Source organism: Mesorhizobium ciceri biovar biserrulae WSM1271 (assembly GCF_000185905.1).
Lineage (GTDB): Bacteria > Pseudomonadota > Alphaproteobacteria > Rhizobiales > Rhizobiaceae > Mesorhizobium > Mesorhizobium ciceri.
The window spans coordinates 5,001,486-5,025,935 of sequence record NC_014923.1 but is presented as its reverse complement, the minus strand read 5'-3'; the positions used below and the strand labels follow the sequence as shown (position 1 = coordinate 5,025,935).

General features: G+C 63.7%; 22 protein-coding genes and 1 pseudogene. 18 read left to right on the top strand and 5 right to left on the bottom strand.

Translation table 11 applies throughout. The annotated features are described in order from the left end of the window. Window positions 1-71: 71 nt before the first annotated feature. Both MESCI_RS24500 and MESCI_RS24495 read right to left on the bottom strand, forming a co-directional pair. Window positions 72-1,004, bottom strand: coding sequence for a dimethylarginine dimethylaminohydrolase family protein (locus MESCI_RS24500; RefSeq protein ID WP_013532649.1), 933 nt, complete (start codon window positions 1,002-1,004; stop codon window positions 72-74). Beyond that, window positions 1,001-2,620: a zinc-binding metallopeptidase family protein gene (locus MESCI_RS24495; protein WP_063167697.1), complete on the bottom strand. Its 1,620-nt coding sequence runs from the start codon at window positions 2,618-2,620 to the stop codon at window positions 1,001-1,003. Before MESCI_RS24495 ends, MESCI_RS24500 begins: the two co-directional genes overlap by 4 nt. 84 nt (window positions 2,621-2,704) lie before the next feature. Between MESCI_RS24495 and MESCI_RS24490 the strand changes: the two genes are divergently transcribed. The 5 genes from MESCI_RS24490 (at window position 2,705) to MESCI_RS24470 (ending at window position 7,661) form a co-directional block, all read left to right on the top strand. Beyond that, complete coding sequence (locus MESCI_RS24490; protein WP_013532647.1) at window positions 2,705-3,601, top strand: LysR substrate-binding domain-containing protein; 897 nt, start codon at window positions 2,705-2,707, stop codon at window positions 3,599-3,601. 120 nt (window positions 3,602-3,721) lie between these two features. Further along, window positions 3,722-4,816 carry an ABC transporter ATP-binding protein gene (locus MESCI_RS24485; RefSeq protein WP_013532646.1) on the top strand — a complete coding sequence of 365 codons (1,095 nt, stop codon included), beginning with the start codon at window positions 3,722-3,724 and terminating at the stop codon, window positions 4,814-4,816. 67 nt (window positions 4,817-4,883) lie between these two features. Continuing rightward, entirely contained in the window at window positions 4,884-5,999 is a 1,116-nt protein-coding gene (locus MESCI_RS24480) for an ABC transporter substrate-binding protein (protein WP_013532645.1), read from the top strand. Window positions 6,000-6,024: 25 nt separating this feature from the next. Continuing rightward, on the top strand, window positions 6,025-6,858 hold the full coding sequence (locus tag MESCI_RS24475) for an ABC transporter permease (protein WP_013532644.1): 834 nt from the start codon (window positions 6,025-6,027) through the stop codon (window positions 6,856-6,858). Further along, window positions 6,858-7,661 (top strand): ABC transporter permease, encoded by an 804-nt coding sequence (locus MESCI_RS24470; protein ID WP_013532643.1) that lies wholly within the window; start codon window positions 6,858-6,860, stop codon window positions 7,659-7,661. The genes MESCI_RS24475 and MESCI_RS24470 overlap by 1 nt, the downstream gene beginning before the upstream one ends. Here the strand turns inward: MESCI_RS24470 and MESCI_RS24465 are convergent. Beyond that, window positions 7,658-8,446, bottom strand: a complete 789-nt coding sequence (locus MESCI_RS24465; protein ID WP_013532642.1) for a 2-keto-4-pentenoate hydratase — start codon at window positions 8,444-8,446, stop codon at window positions 7,658-7,660. The two genes, MESCI_RS24470 and MESCI_RS24465, sit on opposite strands and share 4 nt — an antisense overlap. 293 nt (window positions 8,447-8,739) lie before the next feature. Here MESCI_RS24465 and MESCI_RS24460 point away from each other — a divergent pair, with 293 nt between their 5' ends. The 9 genes from MESCI_RS24460 (at window position 8,740) to MESCI_RS24420 (ending at window position 16,619) form a co-directional block, all read left to right on the top strand. Next, complete coding sequence (locus tag MESCI_RS24460; protein WP_013532641.1) at window positions 8,740-9,147, top strand: DUF3168 domain-containing protein; 408 nt, start codon at window positions 8,740-8,742, stop codon at window positions 9,145-9,147. 175 nt (window positions 9,148-9,322) lie between these two features. Beyond that, the gene (locus tag MESCI_RS24455; RefSeq protein WP_013532640.1) at window positions 9,323-9,625 is read left to right on the top strand and encodes a hypothetical protein; all 303 of its coding nucleotides are present in this window, start codon (window positions 9,323-9,325) and stop codon (window positions 9,623-9,625) included. Window positions 9,626-9,744: 119 nt separating this feature from the next. After that, window positions 9,745-10,410, top strand: coding sequence for a response regulator transcription factor (locus tag MESCI_RS24450; protein WP_013532639.1), 666 nt, complete (start codon window positions 9,745-9,747; stop codon window positions 10,408-10,410). Beyond that, on the top strand, window positions 10,394-11,827 hold the full coding sequence (locus tag MESCI_RS24445; protein ID WP_013532638.1) for an ATP-binding protein: 1,434 nt from the start codon (window positions 10,394-10,396) through the stop codon (window positions 11,825-11,827). The genes MESCI_RS24450 and MESCI_RS24445 overlap by 17 nt, the downstream gene beginning before the upstream one ends. 184 nt (window positions 11,828-12,011) lie before the next feature. After that, entirely contained in the window at window positions 12,012-12,449 is a 438-nt protein-coding gene (locus MESCI_RS24440) for a hypothetical protein (protein WP_013532637.1), read from the top strand. 93 nt (window positions 12,450-12,542) lie between these two features. Next, window positions 12,543-13,682 carry a c-type cytochrome biogenesis protein CcmI gene (gene ccmI, locus MESCI_RS24435; protein WP_013532636.1) on the top strand — a complete coding sequence of 380 codons (1,140 nt, stop codon included), beginning with the start codon at window positions 12,543-12,545 and terminating at the stop codon, window positions 13,680-13,682. Window positions 13,683-13,690: 8 nt separating this feature from the next. Beyond that, on the top strand, window positions 13,691-14,134 hold the full coding sequence (gene ccmE, locus MESCI_RS24430; RefSeq protein WP_013532635.1) for a cytochrome c maturation protein CcmE: 444 nt from the start codon (window positions 13,691-13,693) through the stop codon (window positions 14,132-14,134). Window positions 14,135-14,166: 32 nt separating this feature from the next. Further along, complete coding sequence (locus tag MESCI_RS24425; protein WP_013532634.1) at window positions 14,167-16,158, top strand: heme lyase CcmF/NrfE family subunit; 1,992 nt, start codon at window positions 14,167-14,169, stop codon at window positions 16,156-16,158. Beyond that, window positions 16,155-16,619, top strand: coding sequence for a cytochrome c-type biogenesis protein (locus MESCI_RS24420; RefSeq protein ID WP_013532633.1), 465 nt, complete (start codon window positions 16,155-16,157; stop codon window positions 16,617-16,619). The genes MESCI_RS24425 and MESCI_RS24420 overlap by 4 nt, the downstream gene beginning before the upstream one ends. Here the strand turns inward: MESCI_RS24420 and MESCI_RS24415 are convergent. After that, a pseudogene (locus MESCI_RS24415) lies at window positions 16,616-16,834 on the bottom strand (type II toxin-antitoxin system RelE/ParE family toxin); the annotation flags it as partial. The gene MESCI_RS24420 and the pseudogene MESCI_RS24415 sit on opposite strands and share 4 nt — an antisense overlap. Window positions 16,835-17,040: 206 nt before the next feature. On the opposite strand from MESCI_RS24415, the gene MESCI_RS24410 reads away from it, so the two are divergent. The 4 genes from MESCI_RS24410 (at window position 17,041) to MESCI_RS24395 (ending at window position 24,053) form a co-directional block, all read left to right on the top strand. After that, a complete protein-coding gene (locus MESCI_RS24410; protein ID WP_013532632.1) occupies window positions 17,041-18,594 on the top strand; it encodes a Do family serine endopeptidase in 1,554 nt (517 codons plus the stop codon). Between the two features lie 350 nt (window positions 18,595-18,944). Beyond that, window positions 18,945-19,619 (top strand): response regulator transcription factor, encoded by a 675-nt coding sequence (locus MESCI_RS24405; RefSeq protein ID WP_023812818.1) that lies wholly within the window; start codon window positions 18,945-18,947, stop codon window positions 19,617-19,619. 7 nt (window positions 19,620-19,626) lie between these two features. After that, window positions 19,627-21,105 (top strand): sensor histidine kinase, encoded by a 1,479-nt coding sequence (locus MESCI_RS24400; protein WP_013532630.1) that lies wholly within the window; start codon window positions 19,627-19,629, stop codon window positions 21,103-21,105. Beyond that, window positions 21,105-24,053 carry a bifunctional [glutamine synthetase] adenylyltransferase/[glutamine synthetase]-adenylyl-L-tyrosine phosphorylase gene (locus MESCI_RS24395; protein ID WP_013532629.1) on the top strand — a complete coding sequence of 983 codons (2,949 nt, stop codon included), beginning with the start codon at window positions 21,105-21,107 and terminating at the stop codon, window positions 24,051-24,053. Before MESCI_RS24400 ends, MESCI_RS24395 begins: the two co-directional genes overlap by 1 nt. Window positions 24,054-24,112: 59 nt before the next feature. Here the strand turns inward: MESCI_RS24395 and MESCI_RS24390 are convergent, their stop codons facing one another. Then, on the bottom strand, window positions 24,113-24,445 hold the full coding sequence (locus MESCI_RS24390) for a hypothetical protein (RefSeq protein ID WP_244514280.1): 333 nt from the start codon (window positions 24,443-24,445) through the stop codon (window positions 24,113-24,115). Window positions 24,446-24,450: the final 5 nt, after the last annotated feature.

Here is a 24,450-nt window from a genome sequence, read left to right as displayed (position 1 = left end):
CTCCATTTTTCCAGCACTCACAAGGGCAGCGAAGACACAGTATCGGGTTTGTTGCTGAGGGGCGAGCCGGCTCAGGCCGGTTCGCGCTTCAGCGCCTGCGCCATGCAGTGGATGCCGCCGCCGGTCTTCGAAATCTCGCTCATGTCGACGGCCGCGACCTCGAAACCGCGGGCCTTGAGCTGGCCGATCAGCGACTGGCTGGAGGTCGGCGCGATCACCCGGTCCTTGCCCAGCGACATGAAGTTGCAGCCGAGCGCCATCGTGTCCTGGAACGGCACGTCGATGATCTCGTGGCCTTTGCCCTTCAGCCAGTCGACAATGCCGGGCTCGGTGCAGGCAAGGCAGACGGCGGTCAGTTTTTCGGCGATCGGCACCACCATCAGGTCGATATGGACGTAATATTCGTCGATGAAGGCGATGCGGGTTTCCCAGCCTTCCTTGTCGAACCAGGCCTGCACCTGGCGCGCACCTTCCTCCTGCGTGCGCGCGCCGCCGCAGCCTATCAGCACGACGCCATCCTCGATGACGTTGAAGTCGCCGCCCTCGAACGTACCAGCCGTGACCATGTCGTAGATCGGGATGCCGAGTTTTTCATAGGTGCGGATCGCGGCATAGTTCTCGCCGCGCCGCCACCAGTTGGCCATGGCGGTGATGAAGGCGCCGTAGGGCGTCATGACGCTGGAATCGCGGGAATAGACCTGCATCGGCAGCTCGGGCGTCGGCTCGTGCCAGTGGATGTTGACGCCGAAATGCTCGTAGGCGGCGACCAGGTCCTTGTGCTGTGCTTGTGCGATCTGCACGTTGCAGGGCGCCTCGCGCAGGTGCTTGCGCGACAGCGAGCTGGTCGACAGATGACGCAGGAAATTGGGCGAGCCGAGCAGGACGTCGGTCAGCACGTCGGTCTCGTTGGCAAAACCCCAGGCGGTCAGCGGCTTGGTGCCGCCGGCGGGGTTGCGGCGCTGCAGCGAAAACGGCTCGGCGACAATGCGGTCATGAACGGTCATGGGATGCTCCTCGTGAGGTGACTTGGGGGTGTCTGATTGCTCGGTATCCACCAGTCGCGTCCACGCGGGGTGGTGACATATTCTGGCCAGCGAAACCCGATCGGCGGCTCGTAGTCGCAAAGCGGTGCGATCCAGTTCGAACCGCCGATGCCGCCGCCGGTGCGGGTAACGAACTCGTCCATCGCCGCCTCGCGGGCAGTCTGGTCTTCCAGCAGGCGAAGGGCGGCAAGCGCAATCGTGCGGGAGGCGCAGGCCACCATCGGGTCGATCGTGGCCGAAATACCGCCCAGCGCATTCATCACCCAGGCTGGATAGGGATAGCCGGTCTCCGAACGCAGCGCCGGGCGGGCGACATAGAAGCGCGCCGTCGGCGTATGCCAGCTCATGTCGGTGTAATCGTCGGAGGTCGAATTGACCTGCGAGGGCGGCAGGTCGCGGCGCAGGATCGCTTCCGCCGCCTGCGGCTCGATCAGGCGCTCCAGCTCTTCGATGAACGGCTCGTCGCTCGCCATGCGCCCGGCATTGACCTGCATTTCGCGCGCGACTGCCTTGGCGTCTTCGTCCCAGCGCGGCGGCCCGACCGCCGACAGCGCTTCATAGGCGATCTCGGCCATGGCATGATTGGCAAGTCCCGGTCGTGACTTCGACACCCAATGCCGCTCGGTGCGGCAATCACTCATCGCTGCCGCCGCCTCGGCATTGCGGTCGAGCACCGCGGTGACCTGCTCGGCCATGGCAAGCGTCGGCACGCGGATCATGTACTGAATCTCGGCCAGCCCCGCCGGCAAATTGTCGGCGGTCGCTTGCCCCGCCGTCAGGATCGCCTCGCTGATCGACCAGCCGCCCTGGTGAGGCAGCATGGAATCGCGCAGAGCCTTGGAGGCCATGTACATCATCATCAATGCGTCGTTGGCGCCGGGCGCGCGCGCCGCCGAATGTGCTTGCGGAATGGGTGCAGCACCCGCAGCCAGCGCCCAGCGCTCCGGTTGGTCGCAGATGAAGCGATAGATCATCGCGTAGGCCGCGCCGCAATGCGTGTCCCAGCGCGCCGTGTTGCAGAGCGGCAGCATGTAGAACGGATGAAAGGAGATCATGCCGGCAAGGCCGTCATAATAGCCCTTGGCGGCATGGATCGGCTTTGACCCACGCACCTTTTCCGCCGGCTCGCCGGTGAAGCGCAGCGTGCCTGATATGCCGTGGCGCTGCATCGCGGCCTTGGTCGCCAGCAGCCCGCCGAGGCTCGAAATACCCAGCCCGGAATGCGGGTCGGTGTGGCCGCCGGCCTGGTTGCCAAGTCCCCGGCGCGGACGCTCGACCGTAGCGGCATCCTGGCAATTGCCCGGCACCGCGTCGTATTCGGCGTACATGCCGATGGTCGGGCCGGGGCCGTTGGTCCAATGTGCGCAGAAGGCGGTCGGCATGCCGCCGGAGCCTTCTTCGACAGAAAAGCCTTCGAGTTTCAGTCGCTCGACATACCAGGCGGCGGATTGATATTCCCGCCACGCGGTCTCGCCGTAATCGAAGATGATGCGTGTCCACGCGGACAACAACGGCTGGATGCCGTCGAGACAGGCAAGGGCGGTTGCTTGCGCCGAGGTGGCCACCGGTTTCTCCATGGCATGAGAAGAAAGCAGTGAAGCGGTTCGCTAAAAAGTGATATGTTTTCCCGGTTCGTGCAAATTCGGTTCACCTGAGGTTCCTTGCGTATACCATCCACACAAGCGCTGCGTGCGCTCGACAGCTTCGCCCGCCATGGCAGCGTCTGGCGCGCCGCCGACGAGTTGCACCTGACCCGCAGCGCCGTGAGCCATCAGCTTCGTCTGCTGGAGCGCGATCTCGGCTTCGACCTGCTCGAACGCATCGGCAAGGGCGTGGCGCTGACGCCGCGCGGCCAGCGCTATGCCAGCGACGTGCGCAAGGCGCTCACCGTTTTGGGCGATGCGGTGACGCGGGACGCCGGCACCGGCGTCGGCGGCTCGTTCGCCGTCAGTTGCACGCCCGGCTTCGCCTCGCTGTTCTTGTGCACCCATATCGGCGAGTTCCGGCAGATGTATCCTGACGTGGCGCTGCGCATCCTGACGCCGCGCCGGCTCGACGATGTCAGCAACGCAGATGCCGATGCCTTCATTGCGTTTGGTGTCGGCAATTGGCCGAACCGGGCGGTCGAGCCGCTCTGCGAAATCTCGTTCACGCCGCTCTGCAGCCCGACGCTGCTCAACAAGGTCGGCGGTTTTTCCCGACCGTCGGACGTGCTGCGCGCCAACCTGCTGCATCTCGACGACACCGAGGATTGGGCGCGCTGGCTGGCGCTGTCCAAGGTGGAAAACCCCGACATCGAGGGTGGCATCTTCTTTTCCGACATGAACCTGGTCTTTTCGGCGGCGATTGCCGGCCAGGGCATCGCCATGGGCGACGAACTGACCAGCCGGCGGGCGCTGAGCGAGGGCCGGCTGGTCAGGCCGTTCGACATCGCGATCAAGTCGCCACGCTCTTATTTCCTGGTCTCCGAACACGCCAAGGCTTCGCATCCGGTGCTGGAAGCGTTCGCGGGATGGCTGCGGTCGAAACTCCAGGAGAACCGCATTCTGCCGTATTGAGGGCAAGGCGGCGCCATCTCGCCATAGATGAATGGAATTTGCCGATCACGCGAAAACTATTCGGTTGCGGTGAGCCGGCACCCTGCCTACGATTTCGACAAGCGTTAGGGAAAGGGCAGTATGCAGCAACCCGGCCGTGCCGCAGAGATCAAGGCAATCGGGATCGGCAAGAGCTTCGGCTCGTTCCGTGCGCTGGACAATCTGTCGCTCGATATCGGCCGTGGCGAGTTCCTGACCCTGCTCGGGCCGTCGGGTTCGGGCAAGACCACCTTCCTGATGATCCTTGCGGGCTTCGTGCAGCCGACCGAGGGCAAGCTGTTCAGCGACGGCGTCGACATCACCGACCGACCGGCAGAGCAACGTGCCGCCGGCATGGTGTTCCAGGGCTACGCGCTGTTCCCGCATATGAGCGTCGAAGCCAACATCGCCTTCCCACTCAAGGTGCGCAAGAAACCGGCCGCCGACATCAAGCGCCGTGTCGGCGAGATGATCGAGCGCGTCGGTCTCAAGGGCCACGAGAAGAAACTGCCGGCGCAACTGTCGGGCGGCCAGCAGCAGCGCGTGGCGCTGGCCCGTGCGCTGGTGTTCGAACCTGGCGTGCTGTTGCTCGATGAGCCGTTCTCGGCGCTCGACAAGAGCCTGCGCGGCCAGATGCAGGCCGAGATGAAGCGGCTGCACCAGGAAACCGGAACCACTTTCGTCTTCGTCACCCACGACCAGAGCGAGGCGCTGGCGCTGTCGTCGCGCGTTGCCATCTTCAACCACGGCAAACTGCTGCAGGTCGGAGCGCCCGACGAAGTCTACGACCGGCCGGACAACCGCTTCGTCGCCGAGTTCCTCGGCGAAATCAACATGCTGCCGCTGAAGGGCGTCAAGCCTGCCGGCAATGGCTCGACCGGCCTTTGCGAAGACCGCGCGGTCAGCATGGGCTGCAAGGCCGAACTCGTGCGCGGCGATGCCATCCTGGCGATCCGGCCCGAATACATGTCGATATCGGGCGAGGCGGCGGATGGCGAGAATGGCATCGCCGCTACCGCCACCAACTCCACCTATCTCGGTGCTGCGACGCGGCTCGACCTGACGACACGGCAAGGCGCCAAGGTTACCGTCTCGGTGCCGAACGAGGTGGCGGCCGCAGCGCTCAGCAAGGGCAATTCCGTCTGGCTCACCTGGCCGGCGGAAAAGGGTTTCCTCCTTCCGCATGGAGGGCAATGACGACGGTGTGGCGAGATGTCGCTCCACCGCTTTCCGGCACTATCAACAACAAAAAAGGGGAACTGACATGACACATGACAACAAAAAACAAGCCGTCGAGAGCCTGTCCGCCAGGGCAGGTCGCGGCGAGATCTCGCGCCGGCAGTTCACACAGCTGGCGGCACTCGTGCTGGCCGGCACGCCGATGCTGCTGCGCTCGACAGGTGCCTTTGCGCAGGCCAAGGAACTGGTGCTGGTCAACTGGGGTGGCGATGCCATCACCGCCTATGATGCCGCCTATGGCCAGGCCTTCACCAAGGACACCGGCATCGCCGTCAAGATGGACGGTTCGGGTCCGACCGAAGGCGCCATCGCCGCGCAGTTCAAGAGCGGCGCGCCGACCTGGGATCTCGTCGACGTAGACCCCTTCTCGGCCATCACGCTCGGCGCCCAAGGGGCTCTCGAGCCGATCGATTACAACATCGTCGACAAGAAGAAGATGCGGCCCGGCTTTGGTTGGGAATACGCCGCCTCGACCTATTTCTTCTCCTATGTCATCGCCTATGATTCCGAGAAGTACGGCAAGGACGCGCCGACCGGCATGGCCGATTTCTTCGACGTGAAGAAATTCCCCGGCAAGCGCTCGCTCTACAAATGGGGCGTATCGAGCTGGGAAGCAGCACTTCTGGCCGACGGCATCGCGCCGGCGTCGCTCTACCCGCTCGACCTCAAGCGCGCCCATGACAAGATCGCCGCGTTCAAGGAAAACGTCGTTGCCTATTGGGGTGGCGGCGCCGAAAGCCAGAGCGTGCTGCTCAATGGCGAGGCCTCGATGGCGATCGTCTGGTCGACGCGCGCTTCGCTGATCGAGCAGGATTCGGGCGGCAAGATCAAGTTCATCTGGGATCAGGGACTGATCTCGCCCGGTGCGCTGGCCGTGCTCAAGAACAACCCCGGCGGCAAGGACGCTGCGATGAAGTTCATCGCCAGTGCCCAGGACCCTGAAAAGCAGCTGGTCATGTTCGACAAGCTCGGCCAAGGTCCTGCAAACCCGGCGGCAGACGCGCTGATCACGGCCGACAAGAAGCGCATCAACCCGGTCGATCCCGAGAACATGAAGAAGCAGATCGCGCTCGACATGGACTGGTACGCCAAAAATTACGGGCCGGCGCTCGACGAATACACCAAGATCATCTCGGCCTGATCAGGGCCGGGATAATCGGGTGGACATGAGATCCTATCTCTCCGACAGGATGGGCGCGGCGCTGTTGATGGCGCCGCTGCTCCTGTTTCTTGTCCTGGCCTATGCCTGGCCGTTCCTCGGCGTCGTCAAATGGAGTTTTACGCTGCCGACGCCCGGCCTCGGCCAATATGAGGCGCTGCTCACCGACGATCTGGTGCAGTCGGTGTTCATCCGCACGCTGCGCATCGCGGCGGTCGTCACCGTGGTCTCGGTGGCCGCTGCCTACGCCATCACCGTCGTCTGGGTGCGTGGAACCCCGGCACAGCGCCTGATCGCCGAGTTCTGCATTCTCGTTCCCTTCTGGATTTCCGTGCTGACCCGTGCCTTCGGCTGGGTGGCGCTGCTCTCCAATCGCGGCCTGATCAACACGTGGCTGCAGGCGATCGGCTTCATCTCCGAACCGCTGGCGTTGGTGCGCAACGAATTCGGCGTCATCGTCGGCATGACGCACTTCCTCATTCCTTTCGCCGTTTTTCCGCTGGCATCGGCCATGCGCAGCCTCGACGACCGCGTGCTCCTGGCGGCGCGCGGGCTCGGCTCCAGCCGCATGCGCACCTTCTGGACGGTGTTCGTGCCGATGACGCGCTCCGGCATCATAGGCGCGGCGATGATCGTTTTCGTCTTCTCGCTCGGCTTCTTCGTCACGCCAGCGATCCTTGGCGGCGGCCGCAGCGTCATGATTGCCGAGCTGATCTATCTCAGGATATTCCAGAGCCCGGACTGGGGCTTGGGTGCAGCGATCAGCGTCGTGCTGGTGCTGTTCGTCGGCGCGCTGATGGCGCTCTTGTTCCGATATGTCAGACCGAAGCAGTTGATCTGATGCCGACCTACCGCCCCGGTCCCGTCTCGCTGATCATCGCCGCCTTCGTGGCGCTGTTCCTGCTGATGCCGCTGCTCGCCGTCATCCCGGTGTCGCTGACGCCGAGCCGCATGCTGGCCATGCCGTCGGGCGAACTGTCGCTGCGCCATTACCGGGCGCTGATCGAAGACCCGCGCTGGCTCCAATCGATTCTGCTCTCGATCCGCATCGGTGTCGTCAGCAGCGCCTTTTCAACTGTGCTGGCGCTGTGCTTCAGCCTTGGCGTCTGGATGTTCCAGCCGCGCTTCACCGCGGCCCTGGTCGGCTTCGTGCTACTGCCGATGGTGGTGCCGCCGGTGGTCTCGGCGATCACGCTCTACTTCTTGCTCACCTCGATCTCGGGTTTCAGCGCGTTCTTCGGCTACGACACCTGGCTTGGCGTCGCCATGGCCCATTCGGTGATGACCGTGCCCTTCGCCACGGTGCTGATGCTGGTCTCTCTCAGCCAGCTCGACCGCCGCATCGACCTTGCCGCGCGGGGCTTAGGGGCCACTGTGTGGGAGCGCGCCACCCGCGTCATCATGCCCAACATCAAGTTCGGCATCGTCACCGCCGCACTTCTCTCCTTCGTGCTGTCCTGGGAAGAAATCGGCGTCACCCTGTTCATCACCTCTGTCAACGCCATCACGCTGCCGCGGCTCATGTGGATGGGCTTGCGCGACAACATCGACCCGGCGATCGCGGCATTGTCGGTGATCCTGATCATCATCACCGTGCTGGTGCTGGCGGTGCGCAGTTTCGTGGCCAGGCAGCGCGGAGCCTAGACAAACCGCACCGAGACGCGGCCAAACCTGCCTAGATCGCCGATGACTTCGTCGCCTGCCTCGACGCTTATCGGTGTCACGCAGGTGCCGGTAATCACCACCTGTCCCGGCTGAAGCGCTATGCCCAGGCCCGACAGTTCATTGACGATCCAGGTAAGCGCGATGCGAGGATCGCCCAATACGGCTGCTCCCGATCCGCTATGTTGCGACCTTCCGGAAACGGACGCGATCACGGGGTGCTTTGCAAGATCCACGTCGTGCCAGTCGTCTTCCGCCGCCTCGCCGATGACAAACAGATTGGCGCAGGCATTGTCCGCAATGAGCTGCGGCGCCCCGACGGCGCAGAAATCGTCATACCGTGAGTCCGGGATTTCGATCGCCGGGTGCAAGCTCGCCACGGCTTCCATCGCCTCGGCGATTTCATAGGGTGCCGCACGAGGCGGCAGCTCGCGGCCGAAACGGAAAGCGAACTCGATCTCGGCCACGCGCATCTTGCTCGTCGCCAGGGAAACGGTCCCGCCGATCTCCACCGCTTTCTCGGCCAGGAGACGTCCGGCCATGGGGCCGTCGACGTTGATGTGCCTTTGTCCCGCCAGACTGGTCGCGGCAATCTTCCAGCCGAAAAGCGGAGCCGCCGAGCGATCCATGACATGCGACTGGACAGCGTAACCTTCGAGCCGTGTTTGTGGGCGCAACGCCTCGGGTATGGCGTCGAGACGGGTGCCCTTGTCCCAGTGGCCTACCAACAACCGCGACGCAGCCCTGGTCTTTTCTGCATCGAGCATCATCAGCTTCCGAAATTGCTTCCTGGATCAAAAACGGCAAGGAAACATTGCGTCATGCGACGCTGTATGGAGCGAGAATATGTGACCAGGAATCGAGAGTCCATGTTCACGGCGTGGTGCCCGCGACGGTGGTCTTGGCAAAGCCGCCCTTTCGAGATCATCGGCATCCATCATTCCGATGACGAATCGCCATCGCCTCTGCGCGTCGAATGGCTATATCTGTCAGAACACGCAGAACGCGGACAGCTTCCGAAAAGCAACAGTCGGCAGCGCAGGAACCGGAGGAAAAGACGATGACCGCGCCAGGCGATTTGCAGCAGGCAGTGTTTCTCAGGCTGAGAAGCGACGCATCGCTGTCGGCCTTGTTGGGCGGCGCCGGACTGCTCGAACGGCCAACCGACAACGCCGCTTTTCCGTACGTGACCTGCGGCCATACCTCCGCTTTCGACTGGGATACGGGCATCGAGAACACTGACGATCAGTTGATTACGCTGCATGTCTGGTCGAAAGCCCATGGTGATGCCGAAACGCTAGCCATCATGGCCGCCATCCAGGTGCGCCTTGCCGACGCAGCATTGGTGATCGGCCCTCGCGGCCAGACACGACTGTCGCTGGAATTTGCCGAAGCCCGCCATGACGAGGATCTGCTCGTGCATCACGGGCTGCTGCGTTTTCGCGCGATGACGCAGGAAAATGCCTGATGCGCTTTCAATATGGTCAAAACGGAGTCTAGACTGGACTTTCGCGGGATTTCGCCTGTTCGAGGCGGTGAAATCCCAGGTTGACTGTCTCGCGTTGCAGGGGTGTGGCGAGGATGTTTTCAGCGGCGTTCACCGTTCATTTCACGTTCAGCACCGATGCGTTACAACGCCGGTCATGAAAACGCTTCGCTCCCACTTCCGAACCGCGACACTGGCGCTTTGTGCTGCCGGGCTGTTTGCGTCGCAGGCGATGGCGATGCCGGTCATCGCGCCGCCCGACCTTGCCAGTCCGATCGTACTGGCGGCCTCCGATTGCTACGCCATCGGCCAACAGGTGGCTGAGCAGAATGGCGGAACGCTGGCCAAGGCCTCGCAATCGACGCGCGGCGGTCAGCCTGTCTGTGTCATCGTCGTGCTCGTTCCGGGCAAGGACGGACAACGTCCGCGCCGTTCCGAGATCGTCGTTCCGCTGAACTGATCCAATCAATCTTAGGCTACGTTTCCCAGGCCGCCGGAATCGGCCTATATCTGCCCCAGTTTTCAATCCTACAAAGCTCTTCCATCCGACAAAGCTCTTCAACAGGTATCGAACTCCGCATGCGTGTACTGGTCGTCGAAGATGACAAGGATCTCAATCGGCAGATATCGGATGCGCTGGTCGATGCCGGCTATGTCGTCGACCGCGCCTTCGACGGCGAGGAAGGCCATTTCCTCGGCGACACCGAGCCCTATGACGCGGTCGTGCTCGATATCGGCCTGCCGCAGATGGACGGCATCAGCGTGGTCGAGCGCTGGCGACGCGGCGGCCGCAAGATGCCGGTGCTGATCCTGACGGCGCGCGACCGCTGGAGCGACAAGGTTTCCGGCATCGATGCCGGCGCCGACGACTACGTCACCAAGCCGTTCCACATCGAGGAGGTGCTGGCGAGGCTACGGGCTCTGATCCGGCGCGCTGCCGGCCATGCCTCGTCCGAGCTGACCTGCGGACCGCTGCGCCTCGACACCAAGGCCTCCAAGGCCGATGTCGGCGGCGTGCCGCTGAAGCTGACGTCGCACGAATTCCGCCTGCTTGCCTATCTGATGCACCATATGGGCGAGGTCGTCTCGCGGACCGAACTGGTCGAGCATCTCTACGATCAGGATTTCGACCGCGATTCCAACACCATCGAGGTGTTTGTCGGGCGGCTGCGCAAGAAGATGGGCATCGACATGATCGAAACCGTGCGCGGCATGGGCTACCGCATGCGTGAGCCGGAGGCGTAACTCGGAACCGCTCAAACCAACCGCAAGGACGCCGCTTTCGCTGCGTTTGTGGCCGCGTTCGCTGACGTTCCGCGTCATCGCCTTTTCCACGGTCTGGGCGATCGTGACGCTCGTTGTCATCTTCACCTTGATCACCACCCTATACCGCCAAGCCAGCGAGCGCGGCTTCGACAGCCTGCTTTCGGCGCATCTGTTCAACCTGATCGGTTCGATCGGCATCTCCGACAGCGGTGCGCTGACCGGCGCGCCAGATCTCGGCGACCTCCGGTTCTCGGAGCCGAATTCGGGCTGGTACTGGTCGGTTGAGCCCGCTTCGGAAGGCGTGCATGGCGATCTCCATTCGTCGTCGATGACCACGACGATCCCGTCACCGAGCGTTGCCGAGGTGCCGTTCAACGCGAGCTTCCAGCGCAGCTACGCAGCCGAAGGCATCGACGGCGAGCAACTCGAAGTGTTCGAGAGCGAATTCGTCCTCGACGCCAAGAACCGCGCCGCGCGTTTCCGCGTCATGGGCAACCAGAGCGAACTCGAACAGGAAATCGCCACCTTTCAGCGCCGCCTGCTGACCTATCTCAGCCTGTTCGGCGTCGGCATGATCGCCATCAACGCGATCGCAATCCTGCTCGGCCTGCAGCCGCTGCGCCGGGTCAGGAACGCGCTCGCCATGGTGCGCGAAGGCACCGCCCAGAGGCTCGACGGCCGCTTCCCGGCCGAGATCGAACCGCTTGCCAACGAAACCAATGCGCTGATCGAAAACAACAGGCGCATCGTCGAGCGGTCGCGAACACAGGTCGGCAATCTCGCCCATTCGCTGAAGACGCCGCTGGCGGTACTGCTCAACGAGGGCCGCGCGCTCGGCGGCGCCAAGGGGCAGTTGATCGCCGAACAGGCGGCTTCCATGCAGAAGCAGGTCGAACACTATCTCCAGCGCGCCCGCGTCGCGGCACAACGCGACAGCGTCGTCTACCGCACGCCGGTGACGCCGCTGGTGCAGCGCATGGTGCGGGTTCTGCGGAAGCTCAATCCGCAGACAAATCTGTCGCTGTCGCTGCCGGCGGGCGAGATCGTCTTCGCCGGCGAGCGCGAGGACCTTGAGGAACTGCTGGGCAATCTCCTTGAAAACGCGATGAAATGGGCAAAGAGCGCGGTGCAGGTCTCGATCGTGCCCTTGACCGGCAAGGACGACCCGGCCGGCCTGTTCGAGATCGGCATAGAGGATGACGGTCCGGGCATTCCCGAGGACAAGGCGCGCGAGGCGCTGAAGCGCGGACGGCGTCTGGACGAGACAAAGCCCGGAACAGGTCTGGGCCTGGCCATTGTCGCAGACCTCGTCAACGAGTATGGAGGCGTTCTGGCGCTCGAACGGTCCGGTATGGGCGGATTGAAGGCGGTGGTGCGATTGCGGAGCCTTCAGTGATGTTCACCAGAGCCGATCGACATAGAGGGGCGGGAGATGTTGTTGGCGGCATGTCCATTGGTCCCGCAGCGGCCAGCGGCCAAATTTCCGACAAATATCAATATTATGGCCACGCCGACTTCTCGATGACGCGGCCCCCGGCGCATCCATGGCAGGCTCCAACTCAAGAAAACCGGTTGTTGGCATGAAGATTCGCGTCGCGCTTGTTTCCGCATTGCTGGCTGTTTCCGGCTGCACCACCTTGAGCGGCAAGGGTCCAACCGTGGCAGCGACACCGGCCTCGACACCTCCTTCCAGCGGCAAGGTGACCACGACGATCATTTCGGCGATGGGCGGCGGCCTCATCAGCGGGGCGATCGGCAACGGCCTCAGCGAGACCGAGAAGCGCAGCGCGCTCGAGGCTGAGTACAAAGCGCTGGAATACACGACCAGCGGCCAGAAGGTGACGTGGAAAGGCGCCCAGGCTTCGCGCTACGGCGAGGTGGTTCCGGCCCAGCCCTACCGCGTCGGTTCGCAGGACTGCCGCCAGTACACGCAGACGGTGTTTTCCGGCGGCGCCGGAGTCACGGCGCGCGGAACCGCTTGCCGCAACGCCGATGGCAGCTGGACGCCGCTGACCTGACGACCGTCTGCCGACGATTGGCGGCTGGCGTCGTCAAAGCGTCGCAGCATGCATCTGTTGGCACGGCAGAGCTCTGCCGTTATTGGAAGAACCATGCTGTTCTGGGTCATAGCCGCCATTCTCACGCTGGGTGCAAGCCTGGCGGTGCTGTTGCCGCTGGCCGCCAGCGCGAAGGGCGCGTCGTCGAGCGGCGAACATGATCTCGAAGTCTATCGCGACCAACTGTCCGAGCTTGACCGCGACGCCGCGCGTGGCTTGATCCAGCCGGCCGAAGCGGCCGAAGCCCGCGCCGAGATCGCTCGCCGCATCCTTCGCCTTGACAATGCGGGTACCGCCGGTGGCGCAAACGCGGGCCGAGCGCCGGCCACCGCAAGGCTGGTGGCAACCGTAGCCGTGCTGGCGGTGCCGCTGGTCAGTTGGGGGCTCTATGTCAAGCTTGGCTCTCCCGACCTGCCGTCACAACCGCTCAGCGAGCGGTTGGCCAAGAATCCCGCCGACAGTTCGGTCGACGAACTGGTGGCGCGGGCCGAAGCCCATCTGGCCGCCAATCCCACCGATGGCAGGGGCTGGGACGTGCTTGCCCCGGTCTATCTGCGCATGCAGCGCTTTTCCGACGCGGCGGATGCCTATCGCAACGCCATTCGGCTTGATGGCGACAGCGCCGTTCGCCAGGCCGGTCTCGGAGAGGCGATCGCCGGCGCGGCAGGCGGCATTGTCTCGGCCGATGCCCAGGATGCTTTCGAGGCAGCCCTGAAGCTCGATCCGGCCAATGCGAAGGCCAGTTTCTACCTGGCCATGGCGTTGGCGCAGGAGGGTCGCGCCAAGGAAGCGACCACGGCATGGCAGGCGATGCTGGGCAGATTGCCGCCGGACTCGCCATGGCGCGGTGCCGTCGAGCAGGCGCTGGCCAAGTCCGGCAACCCCGAAGTGGCTTCTGGCGACGCCGCCAACGGCCCCGATGCCGGCGATATCGACGCCGCATCCTCGATGTCGCCGCAGGATCGGGAAGCCATGATCAACACCATGGTTGCCGGCCTTGACGACAAACTGCGGCAAAATCCGCACGACCCGGAAGGATGGATGCGGCTCGTTCGTTCCTATGTCGTGCTTGGCAAGGCCGATCAGGCGCGTGAGGCGCTCGGTCGCGCCATTGCCGTCTTTGGGGCCGACAGTGACCAGGCGAAGAAGTTCACCGCCTTTGCCGCTTCGCTTGGGCTTGCGGCGACGGAGTAGAACAAGACATGACGCGCAAGCAGAAACGATTGTCGGTGATCGCGGGCGGCCTGGTCTTCCTGGGTGCCGCGACCGGGCTGACTTTCTACGCGCTTGGCCAGAAGGCCTCCTATTTCTACATGCCGGCCGATCTCACCACGGCAAGCGTCCAGCCTGGCCAGCGCATCCGGTTGGGTGGATTGGTCGAAAAAGGCACGATCCAGCGCGGGCAGGGGGCCACGGTCGGCTTTTCGGTCACCGACACGCACAAATCGGTCAAGGTCACCTATACCGGCATCCTGCCCGACCTTTTCCGCGAAGAGCAGGGCGTCATCACCGAGGGTAGTTTCGGCCCGGACGGGGTTTTTGTTGCCGATAGCGTGCTGGCCAAGCATGATGAGCGCTATATGCCCAAGGAGGTTGCGGACGGCCTCAAGGCCAAGGGCGTGTGGCAGGAGAGCAAGAGTGAATAGCTCCGGCAGGAGAGCGACAGTGGATCACGGGCATGGTTGAAACCGGACATTTCGCCCTCGTCCTGGCGTTTGCGCTTTCGCTGGTGCAGACGCTCGTGCCGCTGTTTGGCGCACGCCTGAACAACCAGCGCCTGATGGCCGTCGGGGGTCCGGTCGCGGTGACCGGCTTCGCCTTGACGGCGCTGTCTTTCGCAGCGCTGGCGAGTGCCTATGCGAGCTCCGATTTCTCGGTGGCAAGCGTGTGGGAAAACTCGCATTCCTTGCAGCCGTTGATCTACAAGATCACCGGAACCTGGGGCAATCATGAAGGCTCGATGCTGCTTTGGGTGTTGATCCTGACCTTCTTCGGCGCACTCGTCGCCGCTTTCGGCTCCAACCTGCCGGCGACGCTGCGCGCCAATGTGCTTGCGGTGCAAGGCGCCATCGGCGCCGCCTTCTTCCTGTTCATCCTGGCGACGTCCAATCCGTTCATCCGGCTCAACCCGGCGCCGATCGAAGGCCGCGATCTCAACCCGATCCTGCAGGATCTCGGCCTCGCCATCCACCCGCCGTTCCTCTATCTCGGCTATGTCGGCTTCTCGATCTGTTTTTCCTTCTCGGTCGCCGCTCTCATCGAAGGCCGCATCGACGCGTCCTGGGCGCGCTGGGTGCGGCCGTGGACGCTGGTCGCCTGGATGTTCCTGACCGGCGGCATCGCCATGGGATCGTACTGGGCCTATTATGAACTTGGCTGGGGCGGTTTCTGGTTCTGGGATCCAGTCGAGAACGCGTCTTTCATGCCGTGGCTGGCGGGCACCGCGCTGCTCCATTCGGCCATTGTCATGGAAAAGCGCTCGGCGCTGAAGATCTGGACGCTGCTGCTCGCCATCCTGACCTTTTCGCTGTCGCTGCTCGGCACCTTCCTCGTGCGTTCGGGCGTGCTGACCTCGGTGCATGCCTTTGCAACCGATCCGACCCGGGGCGTGTTTATCCTGTGCATCCTGACGTTGTTTATCGGCGGCTCGCTGGCGCTGTTTGCGCTGCGCGCTTCCCGGTTGACGACCGGCGGCCTGTTCCACCCGATTTCCCGAGAAGGGGCACTCGTCCTCAACAATCTGTTCCTGACCACGGCGACGGCGACCGTGCTTGTCGGCACACTCTATCCGCTCGCTGTCGAAGCCTTTTCAGCCGACAAGATCTCGGTCGGCGCGCCGTTCTTCAATCTCACCTTCGGGCCGCTGATGGTGCCGCTGCTGCTCGTGGTTCCGTTCGGGCCGTTGCTGGCCTGGAAGCGCGGCGATGTCTTCGCCGTCGCGCAGCGCCTGATGGTGGCCTTTGCTGCGGCACTGCTGGCGACGCTGGTCACCGCTCTGTTCATCGACGGCGGCTCGGTGTTCGCAGCCCTGGGCGTAGGCCTTGCCGTCTGGCTGATCCTTGGCGCGCTCACCGATCTCGCCGTCAAATCCGGCTTTCGGACCGTCGCAACGGGGATCATGGTCCGGCGCTTGCTCGGCTTGCCGCGCTCGGTCTTCGGCACAGCCTTCGCTCACCTCGGCCTCGGCCTGACCACGCTCGGCATCGTCGGCACACTTTGCTTCGGCACCGAGAAGATCCTGTCGATGCATGCCGGCGAGACCGTCGAACTGTCCGGCCATACGCTGCGTTTCGTCGGGCTTTATCCGGCCCAGGGACCGAATTACAGCGAGGATCGCGGCCGCTTCGAGCTGATCGGCGTCAGCGGCAGCCCTGTTGGCGAAATCAGCTCCGCCAAGCGGTTTTATCCGGTGCGGCAGATGACGACGACGGAATCCGGCATCAGGACGATCGGTTTCTCGCAGCTCTACATCTCGCTCGGCGACGAGGGCAAAGACGGTTCGGTCGTCGTGCGTTTGTGGTGGAAGCCGCTGGTGACGTTGATCTGGGGCGGTGGCCTGATGATGATGGCGGGCGCGGCGATGTCGCTGATGGACCGGCGCCTGCGCGTCGGCGCGCCGTCGCGACGGCGCAAGCAGGCGAGCGTGGTGCCATCCGCGACCCTGCCATGAACGCACGGCTTTCGCTGACCTCCATTATCCTGCTGCTGGCGCTGTTTTTTGCCGGCACGGCCTTGGCGGTGAAGCCTGACGAGATGCTGCCTGATCCTGCACTTGAGGCGCGGGCTCGGGCGCTTTCGGAAGGCTTGCGCTGCATGGTCTGCCAGAACCAGTCGATCGACGAATCCGATGCCGACCTTGCCCGCGACCTGCGCGTCCTCGTGCGTCAGCGCCTCGTCGCCGGCGACACTGACCAGCAGGTCATGGACTACGTGGTCTCGCGCTATGGCGAGTTCGTGCTGCTCAAGCCGCGTTTCGACCTGCGCAATGCATTGCTGTGGGGCACGCCTGTCCTGCTGTTGCTGGTGGGAGGCGTTTTCATCGTGCTGACCGCGCGGTCGCGTCGCTCGACGGCAACCAATGCGCTGACCACTGAGGAACAGGCGGCGCTGGACAAGATACTAGGCAATTAGCTCGGCCATTCCTCCGAGGGCCAGTCCCGCGACGTGTGAATGACGCGCAGGATAACGACGCACTGACGGCCAGCGATCGGGCGCAACTCATAAGCAATGATGTACGGCGGGCGGCCGATGAACGTCTCATATGTGCCTGTTACCCGGCCTGGCCGGCCCGTCGCCATATCACCAAGGCCTCGGCCCATTTCACGAATACGATCCGCCAGGCGTGCTTGCTGTCATTTATGAAAGCCTTGTGCTGAGTTGTGTACAAGATAGCGCATAGGGCATCGCGGCCAACGGGTTTGTGCGTCTCCCGACCCCAAAACATTACCAAAGTTTCATGTGTCGGAAATGGCGCTGTAATGTGCGCCACTCTAATTCTCTTGCTTGAGGATGCCCATCAGCAGCGTCCATTTGGAAAGAGGATACGAGATCCATGAATATTGCCCCCCGTTCATATTCCGTCACCCGCAAGCGTCTCATGGCTGCCGTCGCGTCTGTAGCCGTGGCCGGTGCGATCGGCGTCGGTGCGCTGACCAGCGGAACCAGCCCTGTTCTGGCCGATGCCGTGCGCGTCGAGGCGCCGCAGGTACCGGGCTTCGCCGATGTCGTCGAGCGGGTTTCTCCCGCTGTTGTCAGCGTCAAGGTCAAGGCCAAGATCAGCCCGGCCGCCGATGACGGCTCGGACCCGTCCGACGATCAGGATGGCATGAACAACCTGCCCAACAATCCGCAACTGCGCCGCTTCTTCAAGGAATTCCGTGGATTTGGTGATCAGGACGGCCAGGGTGGCGGCAACAGGCGCTTCAGCCATCGCGACCGCAACAACGACCAGCCGCGGCCGGTTGCACAAGGTTCCGGCTTCTTCATCTCGGATGACGGCTATCTCGTCACCAACAACCACGTCGTTTCGGAAGGCTCGGCCTTCACCGTGGTGATGAATGACGGCAAGGAACTCGACGCCAAGCTGATCGGCACCGACCCGCGCACCGATCTCGCCGTGCTCAAGGTCGATGGCGTCGGCAAGTTTACCTATGTCGACTTCGCCGATGACTCCAAGGTTCGCGTCGGCGACTGGGTGGTGGCCGTCGGCAATCCGTTCGGCCTTGGTGGCACCGTCACCGCCGGCATCGTCTCCGCCCGCGGCCGCGACATCGGCGCTGGCCCTTATGACGACTTCATCCAGATCGACGCATCGGTCAACCGCGGCAATTCTGGCGGCCCGACCTTCAACCTCAACGGCCAGGTCGTCGGCATCAACACCGCGATCTTCTCGCCGTCCGGCGGCAGCGTCGGCATCGCCTTCGACATTCCCGCTTCGACCGCCAAGCAGGTCGTTCAGGACCTGATGAAGAGCGGTTCCGTTCAGCGCGGCTGGCTCGGTGTCGAAATCCAGCCGGTCACCTCCGACATCGCTGAGTCGCTTGGTCTGAAGTCCAACAACGGCGCACTGGTTTCCAGTGCCCAGGACGATGGTCCCGGCAAGAAGGCGGGCATCACGGCCGGTGACGTGATCACCCAGGTCAACGGCAAGGACGTCGCTTCGCCGAAGGAACTGGCACGGCTGATCGGCGCCTACTCGCCTGGCAAATCGGTTGACGTCACCGTGTGGCGCGACGGCAAGAGCCAGACGGTCAAGGTCGATCTCGGCAAACTGCCCTCGAGCGACAAGCAGGCCTCTGTCGACCAGTCGCAGCCTGCCGCTCCGGCAAAGCCCGACACGCTGGCCGATCTCGGCCTGACCGTCACCAAGTCCGAAAACGGCAAGGGGCTGGTGGTGACCGACGTCGATCCCGACAGCGATGCTGCCGATCGCGGCATCCAGCCGGGCGACGTCATCACATCGGTCAATTCGACCGAAGTGAACGGCACCGACGACGTCACCAAGGCGATGACCGAAGCGGTCAAATCCGGCCGCAAGGCAGTGCTGATGCAGATCACCCGCGACGACACCAATCGTTTCGTCGCGCTGCCCGTCGCCAAGGGCTGAGGTCGGCTCCGGAGCGTTCTCTCGGCCTTCCGAGACGGGTGAGGGCGTTCCGGCGGCAAGTTGGACTTTTCCAGTGCGCCGGTTCAACACCCCCGAGCCGCCGTACGGGAAAGCATGGAGGAGCGCGCGTTAGTCAGTCATCGCGCCTTCCCCCGGCGGCAGCGGGCTTCCCATCGCCCGCTGCCGCACAATTTCAAAAGCGCTTCAACGATCCGATGCCAACGACATCGGCAGCGAGCAGCTTTATCGCGCACTGCTTCGAGCGATCTCGGTCGCGATGCGCTTTGGCAAAGGCCACAATGCAGATGTCTGCCACTCAACCTTCCGGCGAAATCGCGTATAACAGCCCTATGAAGATTCTCGTCATAGAAGACGATCGCGAGGCTGCGGATTACTTGCAGAAAGCCTTTGCCGAGGCCGGTCACACCGCGCATGTCGCCGGTGACGGCGAAACCGGCTTTGCGCTCGCCGACGCCGGCGACTACGACGTGATGGTGATCGACCGGATGATGCCGCGTCGCGACGGCCTGTCGGTCATTGCCGGTCTCAGGTCCAGGGGCAACACGACGCCGGTGCTGATCCTGTCGGCGCTCGGCGAGGTCGATGACCGGGTCACGGGTTTGCGCGCCGGCGGCGACGATTACCTGACAAAGCCCTATGCCTTCTCCGAGCTTCTCGCCCGCGTCGAGGTGCTGAACCGGCGCGCCAGTGCCAAGGAAGCGGAAACCGTCTACCGCGTCGGCGATCTCGAACTCGACAGGCTGTCGCATTCGGTCCGCCGTGCGTCACGCGAGATAACGCTGCAGCCGCGTGAGTTCCGCTTGCTCGAATATCTGATGCGGCATGCCGGCCAGGTGGTGACGCGCACCATGCTGCTGGAAAATGTCTGGGACTACCATTTCGATCCGCAGACCAATGTCATCGACGTCCATGTCTCCCGGCTGCGCGGCAAGATAGAGAAGGGCTTCGACAAGCCCATCCTGCATACGGTTCGCGGCGCCGGCTATATGCTGAAGAGTGGTTAGCTGCGGCATGGCTCTTTCCGTGCCCGCCATCATGAAGACGACGGCAGCGCGGCTTTCGGCGCTCTACTTCCTGCTCTTCGCGCTCTGCGCGGTGGCGCTCGTCTTCTACATGACCTCGCTGTCGGCGCGAATGCTGACCGCGCAGACGCAGGAGACCATCAATGACGAAGTGCTCGGCCTTGCCCGCGCCTATCAGCGCGGTGGCCTGCCGGTACTGGTCCGCGTGGTCGAAGCGCGCTCGCGCCAGCCCGGCGCAAACCTTTACCTGATCGCCGACGCCAACGGCCAGATCCTGACCGGCAACGTGCAGAGCCTCGAACCTGGCGTTCTCGAAACCGAAGGCTGGACCAGCAGTCCGTTCTCTTATCAGCGCTTTGGCGAGGGAGAGCTCGAGCGCCTGCGCAACCTTCCCGCCGAGCAGGGTACCACCACCCAATCCGAGCAGAACGATGCGCAGGCGCAGGGCGAAAAAGGCCACAACGCCATTGCGCTGGTGCTGCGGCTGCCGAACCAGATGATCATGCTGGTCGGCCGCGACCTTGGCGAGCCGGAACGGTTTCGTGCCGTCATCCGCCGTGCGCTGATGCTGGCGCTCGGCATGATGGGGCTGGGCGGATTGCTGATCTGGTTTTTTGTCGGCCGCGCTGCGCTGAAGCGCATCGACAGCGTGTCGGAAGCCAGCCGTCGCATCATGGGCGGCGATCTGTCGGGCAGGCTGCCGGTGACGGGGGTTGGCGACGAGTTCGACCGGCTCTCCGAAAATCTCAATGCCATGCTGGCCAGGATCGCCACGCTGAACGAAGGCTTGAAGCAGGTTTCCGACAACATCGCGCATGATCTGAAGACGCCGCTGACCCGGCTGCGCAACCGGGCCGAAGCGACGCTTTCGGGCAAGCAAAAGCCCACCGACTACCGGCAGGCGCTGGAAGGCACCATCGCCGAGTCGGACCAGTTGATAAAAACCTTCAACGCCATCCTGATGATCTCCCGGCTGGAGGCTGGCTACTCGTCTGAAAATACGAACCGCGTCGATCTTGCGGAAGCCGTACGCGATGTCGTCGAGCTCTATGAGCCGGTGGCGGAAGAGGCGGGCGTGTCGCTGGAAGCAGACGCGCACGAGGCGGTGTCCGTCAACGGCAACCGCGAACTGATCGGTCAGGCGCTGTCGAACATCGTCGACAACGCCATCAAATATTCCACCGGCGCCAATGCCCAGCCGGCGGTGCGCGTCACGCTCGAGCGAACCGGTGCGGACGTTCGCCTGTCGGTTGCCGACAATGGCCACGGCATTCCCGACGATGGCGACCGCGCGCGTGCCACGGAACGTTTCGTGCGGCTGGAGAAGAGCCGTTCGCAACCGGGTTCCGGTCTTGGCCTCAGCCTCGCCAAGGCGGTCATGACATTCCACAATGGCCGGCTTGAACTCTTGCCTGGCAATCCTGGACTATCCGTGGTCATGAGTTTCCCGGTTCGGGAGGATCACTGATGAGCACGACTGCGAGAGCGAAAGATTGGCTGCTGAAGCCGGCGGCCAGGCTTGTTCCGCTGGACGAGGACCGTGCGCGGCTGGAACTGGCCGAGATCGCGTCCGCCGCACGCGAAGAAGGGCTGACGCGGCTGGCCAAGTTTCTGGCCGGCAAAGGGGAGGGCCAGGATTTCCTCGCCGCCGTCTTCGATCTGTCGCCGTTCCTGCGCGATACGGCACGTCGCCGGCCGCAAATCCTGGACGGGCTGTTCGAGCAGACAATCGAGGCTCGGCTGAAAGCGATCGGCGCCGCCATAGACCTGGCGCATTTGGCGGAGACCCTTTCGGAATCCGGCCTGATGATGGAGCTGCGCCAGTGGAAGGCGGAGGCGCATTTCCTCATCGCGCTGGCCGATCTTGCCGGCGAGGCCGAAACGGCGCTGACGGTCCGGCGGTTGAGCGACCTCGCTGACGCCTGTACCCGTGCCGCCGTCGACTTCCTGCTGCGCGACGCGCACGGCCAGGGCAAACTCAAACTGCCGGATGTCGACAACCCGTCGAAACAGTCGGGTTGGATCCTGCTCGGCATGGGCAAGCTCGGGGCACATGAGCTGAATTTTTCCTCGGACATCGATCTGGTGGTTTTCTTCGATCCGGAAGCACCGGCGGTCGTCGACCCGCTCGACGCCACCGAATTGTTTTCGCGGCTGACGCGCCGCCTGGTTCGCATCCTGCAGGACCGCACCGAGCACGGATATGTCTTCCGCACCGATCTGAGGCTGCGCCCCGACCCCGGTTCGACACCGCTGGCGATCCCGGTTGAGGCGGCACTGCGCTACTATGAGGCGCGCGGCCAGAACTGGGAGCGCGCCGCCATGATCAAGGCACGTCCGGTGGCTGGCGATCTGGCCGCGGGCGCTACCTTCCTCAAGGAGCTTCAGCCCTATATCTGGCGCAAATACATGGATTACGCGGCGATTGCCGACGTCCATTCGATCAAGCGTCAGATCCACGCCCACAAGGGCCATGGTGAGATCGCGGTCAAGGGCCACAACGTCAAGCTCGGCCGCGGCGGCATTCGCGAGATCGAGTTCTTCGTCCAGACCCAGCAGCTTATCGCCGGCGGACGCTTCCCTGAACTGCGTGGCCGCGAGACCGTGCCGATGCTCGGCGAGCTTGCGACACGCGGCTGGATCACCACCGAGGCGCGCGATGCGCTCGCCCGCCAGTACTGGTTCCTGCGCCGCGTCGAACATGCCGTGCAGATGGTTGCCGACGAGCAGACCCACACGCTGCCGGAAGATGATGAAGGCTTGGAGCGCATCGCCCGCATGCTCGCCTTTGCCGATGCTTCTGCCTTTTCCCAGGCGTTTCGCGCCTCGTTGCAGCAGGTCGAACGCCACTACGCGGCACTGTTCGAAACAGCACCCGAACTGTCGACAGGCATCGGCAATCTCGTCTTCACCGGCGATGTCGACGATCCCGATACGCTGCAGACCTTGCACGGCCTCGGCTTCCAGCGGCCAAGCGACATCTGCCGCGTCATCCGAGGCTGGCATTTCGGTCGCTATCGCGTCACCCAGTCGGCGGAGGCGCGCGAGCGGCTGACGGAATTGACGCCGGCGCTGCTGCGCTCCTTCGGCCAGACGCGCCGGGCCGACGAAGCGCTGATGCGCTTCGACGAATTTCTCGCCGGCCTGCCGGCCGGCATCCAGCTGTTTTCCCTGCTGCAGTCCAATCCGGCCCTGCTCAAGCTCCTGGCAACGATCATGGGTGCGGCGCCCCGGCTGGCGGCGATCATCACCCGCCGGCCGCATGTCTTCGATGGTCTGCTCGACCCGGCCTTGCTGACGGAGCTACCGGACCGCGCCTATCTGTCGGCACGGCTTTCCGCCTTTGTCGAGGGCGACCGGCTTTATGAGGACGTGCTCGACCGGCTGCGCATTTTTGCTTCCGAGCAGAAATTCCTGATCGGCGTCCGGCTGCTCGCCGGCTCGATCGATCCGGCGCGCGCCGGCCGCGCCTTCTCCGATCTGGCGGATCTCACCATCGAGGCTGCGTTGCAGGCGGTGACGGCCGAATTCGCGGCGCGCCACGGCACCATTGCCGGCGGCGTGGTTGCGCTGCTCGGCATGGGCAAGCTCGGCAGCCGCGAGCTGACCGCCGGATCGGATGTCGACCTGATCCTGCTTTACGACCACGCGCCGGACGCCGAGGAGTCCGATGGCGACAAGCCGCTGGCGCCTTCGCATTACTACACCCGCATGACGCAGCGGCTGATCGCAGCTGTGTCGGCGCCGACGGCGGAGGGCGTGCTCTACGAACTCGACCTGCGCCTGCGGCCATCAGGCAACAAGGGTCCTGTGGCGACCCATATCGATGCCTTCAAGAAATACCAGCGCCAGGAAGCCTGGACCTGGGAGCACATGGCGTTGGCACGCGCGCGCGCCATAGCTGGCGACGCCAGCCTGTGCAGTGAGGTTGAAGCGGAAGTGGCGGCGGTGCTTGGTCAGCCGCGCGACGCCGCAAAGGTGATGGCCGAGGCCTCGGAGATGCGGGCTATGATCGAGAAGGAAAAGCCGCCGCGCGACCTGTGGGACATCAAGCTGATCCCCGGCGGCCTGATCGATCTCGAATTCATCGCCCAAGTCGCTGTCATCACCGGGCAGGTAGGCGCCGGGCCGCGCGTTACCGGTACCGCCGAAATCCTTTCGCGCCTGTCACCGGGCTTCGCCAATGCCGGGGCGAGGCAGGAGCTTTTCGACGCCTATGCGCTCTATCTGGCGCTGACCCAGATGACGCGGCTGTGCCTTACCGGAGCCTTCGAGCGCGACGACGTTCCGCCGGGGCTTTCGGATCTGCTTCTGGCGGTGACCGACCTGCCGGATTTCGGTGTGCTCGAAGCACACCTCAAGGAGACGTCGCAGAAGGTCAGGAAGGATTTCGACCTTTTGCTTCGTGCGGGATGACCGGGAAGCGATCGTCCCTTGGAATCGGGGACGTTTCGTGGTCCTCCAGTCTCATGCAGCTACTCTGTTCGCCGAATCTGCTGCAGCGCCCGGCTTGCGTGAGACTGCAAAATCCGGTCGCGCAGATAGGCATAGAAACGCGGCGGCAGCATGCCATAGTCGAATCGGGACGGTTTGCTCCCCGCGATAGGCCTGAGATCGGGACCCGGCCAGAGGAAATGATTGGTTTCGGTGACGACGATCCATGATGGCGTGTCATCGAGGCCGAGATAGGCTTTGAGGGGCGCAGGTATTTCTACTGCATCGGCAGGATCTGCTGGTGGCGAGTGTGTGACCGGAACGACCGTTATGACTTCACGGCCCTCCACGACCGCGCGGCGACAATGGCGCATGATCG

Coding starts and splice junctions, on each gene's coding strand:
- MESCI_RS24500 (WP_013532649.1), bottom strand. CDS start 1,004: ATGACCGTTCATGACCGCATTGTCGCCGAGCCGTTTTCGCTGCAGCGC.
- MESCI_RS24405 (WP_023812818.1), top strand. CDS start 18,945: ATGAAGATTCTCGTCATAGAAGACGATCGCGAGGCTGCGGATTACTTG.
- MESCI_RS24485 (WP_013532646.1), top strand. CDS start 3,722: ATGCAGCAACCCGGCCGTGCCGCAGAGATCAAGGCAATCGGGATCGGC.
- ccmE (WP_013532635.1), top strand. CDS start 13,691: ATGACGCGCAAGCAGAAACGATTGTCGGTGATCGCGGGCGGCCTGGTC.
- ccmI (WP_013532636.1), top strand. CDS start 12,543: ATGCTGTTCTGGGTCATAGCCGCCATTCTCACGCTGGGTGCAAGCCTG.
- MESCI_RS24425 (WP_013532634.1), top strand. CDS start 14,167: ATGGTTGAAACCGGACATTTCGCCCTCGTCCTGGCGTTTGCGCTTTCG.
- MESCI_RS24440 (WP_013532637.1), top strand. CDS start 12,012: ATGAAGATTCGCGTCGCGCTTGTTTCCGCATTGCTGGCTGTTTCCGGC.
- MESCI_RS24410 (WP_013532632.1), top strand. CDS start 17,041: ATGAATATTGCCCCCCGTTCATATTCCGTCACCCGCAAGCGTCTCATG.
- MESCI_RS24455 (WP_013532640.1), top strand. CDS start 9,323: ATGAAAACGCTTCGCTCCCACTTCCGAACCGCGACACTGGCGCTTTGT.
- MESCI_RS24420 (WP_013532633.1), top strand. CDS start 16,155: ATGAACGCACGGCTTTCGCTGACCTCCATTATCCTGCTGCTGGCGCTG.
- MESCI_RS24395 (WP_013532629.1), top strand. CDS start 21,105: ATGAGCACGACTGCGAGAGCGAAAGATTGGCTGCTGAAGCCGGCGGCC.
- MESCI_RS24495 (WP_063167697.1), bottom strand. CDS start 2,620: ATGGAGAAACCGGTGGCCACCTCGGCGCAAGCAACCGCCCTTGCCTGT.
- MESCI_RS24475 (WP_013532644.1), top strand. CDS start 6,025: ATGAGATCCTATCTCTCCGACAGGATGGGCGCGGCGCTGTTGATGGCG.
- MESCI_RS24480 (WP_013532645.1), top strand. CDS start 4,884: ATGACACATGACAACAAAAAACAAGCCGTCGAGAGCCTGTCCGCCAGG.
- MESCI_RS24400 (WP_013532630.1), top strand. CDS start 19,627: ATGGCTCTTTCCGTGCCCGCCATCATGAAGACGACGGCAGCGCGGCTT.
- MESCI_RS24460 (WP_013532641.1), top strand. CDS start 8,740: ATGACCGCGCCAGGCGATTTGCAGCAGGCAGTGTTTCTCAGGCTGAGA.
- MESCI_RS24470 (WP_013532643.1), top strand. CDS start 6,858: ATGCCGACCTACCGCCCCGGTCCCGTCTCGCTGATCATCGCCGCCTTC.
- MESCI_RS24450 (WP_013532639.1), top strand. CDS start 9,745: ATGCGTGTACTGGTCGTCGAAGATGACAAGGATCTCAATCGGCAGATA.
- MESCI_RS24465 (WP_013532642.1), bottom strand. CDS start 8,446: ATGCTCGATGCAGAAAAGACCAGGGCTGCGTCGCGGTTGTTGGTAGGC.
- MESCI_RS24390 (WP_244514280.1), bottom strand. CDS start 24,445: ATGCGCCATTGTCGCCGCGCGGTCGTGGAGGGCCGTGAAGTCATAACG.